This window comes from Mesorhizobium sp. M7A.F.Ca.MR.176.00.0.0, assembly GCF_004023165.1.
In the GTDB taxonomy this organism is placed as follows: domain Bacteria; phylum Pseudomonadota; class Alphaproteobacteria; order Rhizobiales; family Rhizobiaceae; genus Mesorhizobium.
In genome coordinates this window covers 3,713-10,363 of the sequence record NZ_RZTC01000088.1, presented here as the reverse complement: position 1 = coordinate 10,363, position 6,651 = coordinate 3,713, and the positions used below count along the sequence as shown (strand labels likewise).

5 protein-coding genes are annotated in these 6,651 nt (G+C 64.3%); 2 read left to right on the top strand and 3 right to left on the bottom strand.

Features of this window, described 5'->3' with window-relative positions:
• Together EOB59_RS36670 and mscL are read right to left on the bottom strand one after the other, a co-directional pair.
• Positions 1 to 340, bottom strand: a 340-nt coding sequence (locus tag EOB59_RS36670) for an aminotransferase class I/II-fold pyridoxal phosphate-dependent enzyme (RefSeq protein ID WP_245486739.1), incomplete at its 3' end; no start/stop codon positions are given.
• Positions 341 to 452: 112 nt separating this feature from the next.
• Positions 453 to 875 (bottom strand): large conductance mechanosensitive channel protein MscL, encoded by a 423-nt coding sequence (gene mscL / locus EOB59_RS24885; RefSeq protein ID WP_027038576.1) that lies wholly within the window; start codon positions 873 to 875, stop codon positions 453 to 455.
• Positions 876 to 1,125: 250 nt separating this feature from the next.
• On the opposite strand from mscL, the gene EOB59_RS24880 reads away from it, so the two are divergent.
• Positions 1,126 to 4,635, top strand: coding sequence for a PAS domain-containing hybrid sensor histidine kinase/response regulator (locus EOB59_RS24880; protein WP_128289461.1), 3,510 nt, complete (start codon positions 1,126 to 1,128; stop codon positions 4,633 to 4,635).
• 44 nt (positions 4,636 to 4,679) lie between these two features.
• Here the strand turns inward: EOB59_RS24880 and EOB59_RS24875 are convergent, their stop codons facing one another.
• On the bottom strand, positions 4,680 to 5,588 hold the full coding sequence (locus EOB59_RS24875; RefSeq protein WP_164895740.1) for a LysR substrate-binding domain-containing protein: 909 nt from the start codon (positions 5,586 to 5,588) through the stop codon (positions 4,680 to 4,682).
• Positions 5,589 to 5,727: 139 nt separating this feature from the next.
• Between EOB59_RS24875 and EOB59_RS36665 the strand changes: the two genes are divergently transcribed.
• Positions 5,728 to 6,651, top strand: a 924-nt coding sequence (locus EOB59_RS36665) for an MFS transporter (protein WP_245486738.1), incomplete at its 3' end; no start/stop codon positions are given.

Below are 6,651 nucleotides of genomic sequence, written 5' to 3'. Positions count from 1 at the left end.
CCACGCCGGCGAGCGCGTCGAGCGCCAGCTGGATGGCATGCATGCCGGAGCCGGTGACGATGAATTCTTCCTCCGGGAAGGTCTTGCCGAAATGCCTGGCATAGTATCGGGAGAGCGCCTGCCTGAGATCGGGGATGCCCCTTTGCCAGGTGTAGAATGTCTCGCCGCCGGCCAGCGCCTTCGACGCGGCATCGGTGATGAAGGCTGGCGTCGGCAGGTCGCCCTCGCCGGCCCAGAGCGGAATCATGCCTTCGCGCAGGCGGCCGTAATTGACGACGGCGACAATGCCGCTTTCGGGTGCCGCACGGGCCTCGGTACGCAAGCTGTCGATCAGGGTCATTGGCGGGTCCGTTTTGATCTGCGGTTTTCGTCAGCGGTCCTTACCAGATGCGAAAACAGAAAACCCCGGCCGCGAACGACCGGGGTTTTGGTCCAGCAAATGCCGCCCGTGGTCAGCGCCTGGCGAGCAGATCGCGAATTTCAGTGAGCAGCGCGACGTCGGCGGGCGGCGGAGCGGCCGGTGCAGCGGGCTTCTCGCGCTCAAGCCGCTTGCGCATGTTGTTCACCGCCTTGACCATCAGGAAGATGATGAAAGCGAGGATGAGGAAGTTCAGCGCCACGGTGATGAAGCTGCCATAGGCAAAGACCGCGCCCTGCTTCTTGGCGTCCGCCAGCGAGGTCGCGTTGACGGCTGAGGACAGTCCGAAGAAATAGTTGTTGAAGTCCAATCCGCCGAAAATTGCACCGACGATCGGCATGATGATGTCGTTGACAAGGGAATCGACGATCTTGCCGAAGGCCGCGCCGATGATGACACCGACGGCCAAGTCCATCACATTGCCCTTGGAAATGAATTCTTGGAATTCTTTCAGCATTCGACCCTCCTTGTCGTGACCGGCCGAACTGCCGTTTCCGTCCTTGCGGCATCGACCTGAGGCAACATAACAAAAACCTGCGGTTGCAACATCGGCAAAAAAGAGAAAGCAACCGGTTTCTCCTTACCCGGCGGCACTCCCGGAAACCGCGGCCTTCATGCACCCAAAGCCGTGATGGACTCGGAAGCCAAGCTGTGATTGCGTCTGGGCAAGCCGGGTTGAAATTCGGCACAGGGAGGATCTTGCCGGCGTGCAGGGCTTGTTCATCGTCATCATCGCGATCGCCTATGTGACGCTGCTGTTCGCCATCGCCAGCCTGGGCGACCGCCGCTCGGCCATTTCAGGGCCGAGTCGAGCCCGGCCCTTCATCTACGCGCTCAGCCTGGCGATCTATTGCACGTCCTGGACCTTCTTCGGTTCGGTCGGCCTCTCCTCCGAGCGCGGCCTCGAATTCCTCGGCATCTATACCGGCCCGGTGCTGGTGTTCGTGTTCGGCTTTCCGCTGCTCAACCGCATCGTGCGGCTGGCCAAGACCGAGAAGATCACCTCAATCGCGGATTTCCTCGGCGCGCGCTACGGCAAGAGTTTCACCGTCGCGGCGATCGCCACGTTGATCGCCACCATCGGCGCGGTGCCCTATATCGCGCTGCAGTTGAAGGCGATCTCCGGTTCGGTCAGCCTGATGGTCGAGCACTATACGGGATCGCCGCCTTCGTTCGATCCCTTCGTCAGCGACATCTCGTTGGTCGTCGCCATGCTCCTGGCGCTGTTTGCGGTGCTGTTTGGAACCCGTCACGCCGACGCCACCGAACACCAGGACGGGCTGGTGCTGGCGGTGGCGGTCGAAACCGTGGTCAAGCTCGCCGCCTTCCTGGCGATCGGCCTGATGGTCACCTTCCTGATCTTCGGCGGCCCGGGCGACATGTTCGACAAGCTCGCCGAGAACGCGCAGGTCCGCCAGGCGATGAGCTACAACACTTCGCTCGCCACCTGGCTGGTGCTGACTTGCCTCAGCGGTTTTGCCATCATCATGCTGCCGCGGCAGTTCTACGTCACCATCGTCGAGAACCGCGGCGAGGCCGAACTGCGCACCGCGACATGGGTGTTCCCGCTCTATCTCGTTGCGATCAACCTGTTCGTGCTGCCGATCGCCTTCGCCGGCCTTTCGCTGGTCGGCACCGGAACCAGCAGCGATCTCTACGTGCTGTCGCTGCCCCTGTTCAGCGGCCATGATGTGCTGGCGATGGCGGCTTTCATCGGCGGCCTGTCGGCGGCGACGGCGATGGTGATCGTCGAAAGTGTGGCGCTGTCGATCATGATCTCCAACGACCTCGTCATTCCGCTGTTCGTGCGCCGCCTGCTCAAGACCTCGACCTCCGAGACCGAGGACTGGTCGACGCTCATCCTCAATGTGCGGCGCGGGGCGATCTTCATCCTCCTGTTCATCGCCTTCCTCTACTACCGCGAGAGCACCGACAGCGCGCGACTGTCGTCGATCGGCCTGATGTCGTTCGCGGCCATCGCCCAGTTCGCGCCCGCCCTGATCGGCGGGCTGATCTGGCGCGGCGCCAACGGCCGGGGTGCGGCACTCGGCATGGTCGCCGGCATCCTCGTCTGGGGCTACACGCTGCTGTTTCCGTCGCTTGCCGCCCCTGATACCGGCATCATCGTGCATGGGCTGTTCGGCTTCGAGGCCTTGCGGCCGCAGGCCCTGTTCGGCACCGTCGCCGAACCGCTGAACCACGGCGTGCTGTGGAGCCTGTCGCTCAACGCGGTGTTCTTCGTGCTCGGTTCGCTGTCGCGCGCATCGGTGCCGCTGGAACGCATCCAGGCGTCGATCTTCGTGCCGCGCGATGCCGGCCCGATGCCAAGCCTGCGCCGCTTCCGCACCGCCATCACCGTCAACGACCTCAAGGACACGATCGGGCGCTATCTCGGCGTGGAGCGCACCGAGCGCTCCTTCCAGTCGTTCGAAAAGACCAACGGAACCTCGCTGCACGGCAATGAGCAGGCGAGCATGGACGTCATCCGCTTCTCCGAGCAATTGCTCGCCAGCGCCGTCGGTTCCTCGTCGGCGCGGCTGATCCTGTCGCTGCTGTTTCGGCGCCACGACCGCGAATCCCGAGATGCCTTCCGCTTGCTCGACGACGCCACCGAGGCGCTGCAGCACAACCGCGACCTGTTGCAGATCGCGCTCGACCAGATGGAACAGGGCATCACCGTCTTCGACCGCGATTTCCGCCTGATCTGCTGGAACCGCCAGTACCGGGCGCTGTTCGACCTGCCCGACGAGATGGGCCAGGTCGGCGTCTCGCTCGACCGCATCCTGCGCCATCTCGCCGAACGCGGTGACATCCCCGCCGATCAGCGTGTGGCCATGCTCAACCGGCTGACCAGTTTCGTCAGCCCATGGCAGATGGAACTGAAAACCTCGGGCCGCATCCTGGAGCTGCGCTCCAACCCGATGCCGGACGGCGGCATCGTCGCCACCTATGCCGACATTTCCGGGCGCGTCGAGCAGGACCTGGCGCTGAAGCGTGCCAATGAATCGCTGGAGCAGCGCGTCAAGACCCGCACCATCGAGTTGACCCGGGTCAACGAGGAGTTGACCCGGGTCAATGAGGAGCTGGCGCAGGCGCAGATGCTGGCCGAGGAGGCCAATCTCGGCAAGACGCGCTTCCTCGCCGCCGCCGGCCACGACATCCTGCAGCCGCTCAACGCCGCCCGGCTCTATTGCTCCTCGCTGATCGAGAAGGCCGGCAAAGGGCCTGCCGGCAAGGCCGCCGTGAACATCGAATCCTCGCTGGAATCGGTCGAGACCATCCTCGGCGCCGTGCTCGACATCTCCCGCCTCGACGCCGGCGCGATGAAGCCGGACGATACCGCCTTCAACCTCGACGGATTGCTGCGCCAGATCGGCAACGACTTCCGGCCGCTCGCCGCCGAGAAGAAGCTCGCGCTGACCATCATGCCGTCATCGCTGACAGTGACGACGGACCGCAATCTGCTGCGCCGCCTGATCCAGAATCTCGTCTCCAACGCCATCAAATACACGCGCCACGGCCGCGTGCTGGTTGGCGTCAGACGGCGCGGCGATTTGGCCGAGATCCAGGTGATCGACACCGGCATCGGCATCGCCGGCGACAAGCTGAACACCGTCTTTCGCGAATTCACCCGGCTCGACGAGGGCGCGCGCGAGGCCGAGGGCCTCGGTCTCGGCCTCTCCATCGTCGACCGCATCGCCCGGGTGCTGCGGCTGGAGATCCGGATCTTTTCCAATCCTGGCAAGGGCACGCGCTTCTCCGTCATCCTGCCCGTGGCGGCCGTGCAGGAACCGCGACGCGAGATCGACGCCAGGGTTCCTGCCCGCGCGACGGCTTCGCTGGCCGGGCTGCACGTGCTGTGCATCGACAACGACGCCCGTATCCTCGAAGGCATGCGGCTCCTGCTCGAAGGCTGGGGTTGCAACGTCGACACCGTGTCCAGTTCAAAGGATCTGGAGACCGCGAAGATACACCGCCCGGACATCGTCCTTGCCGACTACCATCTCGACGGCGAAACCGGCCTCGATATCATCGTCAGGCTGCGCGCGATCCATGGCGACACCCTGCCGGCCGTGCTGGTCACCGCAGACCGCTCCAATGAGGTGCGCACGGCCGCCGGCGGGCTCGAGATTGCGGTGATCAACAAACCGCTCAAACCAGCGGTGCTGCGCTCCATGATGGCCAGGGTCAGGCCGCTGGCACCGGCGGCCGAATAGCATCAAGGGCGCCCGGTCTCAGCCCTAGTGTCCGAGGGGGAGTCCTAAGCCGGTCCGTCGACCATCTGGGAACTGCGGAACCGAGGCCGTCCGGCATTGCCCGCCACAGGCGGACGATGCTCGCGAAAGGCCATTGCAAGCGTCCTCAGCGCCTCGCGGGACTTGGCGTCCGTCAGCGTCGAAAGCAGCACGATCTCGGAAGGCGGCAGCGCCGGCAGCCCGAATTTCCGGCTGACCTCGATGGTGCCGGACGGGGCAAGCCGGCAGGAAAATACCGAGGCTGCGAGGCCGGCCGAGACGGCTTCGGCAACGGCGAAGGAGCCGCAGCCGAGGAACACCTCCGTCCACGGTATTCCGACAGCGTCGAGCGCGCGGGTGGTGATGTTACGAATACCGCAGGATGGCGAGGATGCCGCCAGGCGCAGCGGCTCGTCGGCCCGGTGGACGAAGTCGGGCGCGGCGTACCAGCCGAAATGTTCGGGCGCCAGCACTTCACCATCGCGCCGGTCGTCCTCCCGGCGGATGATCGCCGCGTCGATCTCACCGCGATCGAAAGCGTCCAGCAGGCCGCGCGAATCATCGAGCCGCACTTCGATGGTGAGCGCCGGGTCATGCGCATTGAGCCGCGCCAGCAATGTCGGGACTTCCGCGCCCCCGACATGGGTGGCGATGCCCAGTGTGAAGCGGCGGCGCACCGAAGACAGGCTGGCAATGGCGCGATCGTGTGCCGCGAGGAAGTCGCGTGCGGGCTGGAGAAACACCGCGCCCTGCGCCGACAAGCGCACCAGCCGAGGCGTGCGCTCGATCAATTTCTTGCCGACGCGCTCTTCCAGCCGCTTCAGCTTCACGCTGATTGCCCCTTGCGTGCTGCCAAGAGCCTCTGCCGCACGCGTAAAGCTCTGAAGATCGGCGATGGCGACGAATGTTTTCACAGCGTCTACGTCCAGCGTCATGTCAGCTATCCGCACTTGTTGTCTCTGAAATAGCCAACCATGCAATTCTAATATGATCAAGCCTCGCCTACCCTGGGGCATACGCGCACCGGGCGAGCTGCAATGGATTCGCCGACTGCCGACAATACGAGGTTGAACCATGCCCACTGTAGTGACCCGCCGAGGCATCATTGTTCTGTTTGCCGCCTGCCTGGCGTGCCTGATGTTCGGCCTGGAGATTTCAAGCGTTCCCGCGATCCTGCCGACACTGGAGCAGGTGCTGCACGCCGACTTCAAGCAACTGCAATGGGTGATGAACGCCTATACGATCGCGGTCACGACGGTGCTGATGGCGGTCGGCACGATCGCCGATCGTTACGGGCGCAAGCGTGTCTTTCTGGTCGCCATCGCCGCCTTCGGCCTGACATCCCTGATCTGCGGCGTCGCCGAAAGCGTCTCCACGCTCATCGTCGCCCGGTTTCTGCAGGGCCTGAGCGGCGGTGCGATGCTGATCTGCCAGCTTGCCGTGCTGTCGCATGAATTCCGGGAAGGGCGCGAACGCGCCGTCGCATGGGGCTGGTGGGGCGTCATCTTCGGCACCGGCCTCGGCTTCGGCCCCATCATCGGCGGCGGCATCGTCGCGGTCTCGAGTTGGCAATGGGTGTTTCTTGTCCACGTGCCGGTTGCGGCGCTGGCGTTCGCCCTCGCTCTGATGGGCGTCCACGAATCGAAGGATCCACAGGCGGGCAAGCTCGACGTAGCAGGCATCCTGACGCTGTCGCCGTCGGTTTTCTGCCTCGTTTTCTACATCATCCAGGGGCCGGATCTGGGTTTCTCCAGCCCTGCCGCGCTGGCGATCCTCGGTATCTCGATAGTGAGCTTCATCGCCTTCCTCATTGCCGAGAAGATCAGCCAGCGGCCGATGTTCGATTTCTCGGTCTTCCGGATCCGGCCCTTTTCGGGCGCCATCGTCGGCTCTGCCGCGATGAACCTCAGCTATTGGCCTTTCATGATCTACCTGCCGATCTGGTTCCACGCCGGGCTCGGCTATGACACCGTCTCCACCGGCCTTGCCCTGCTTGCC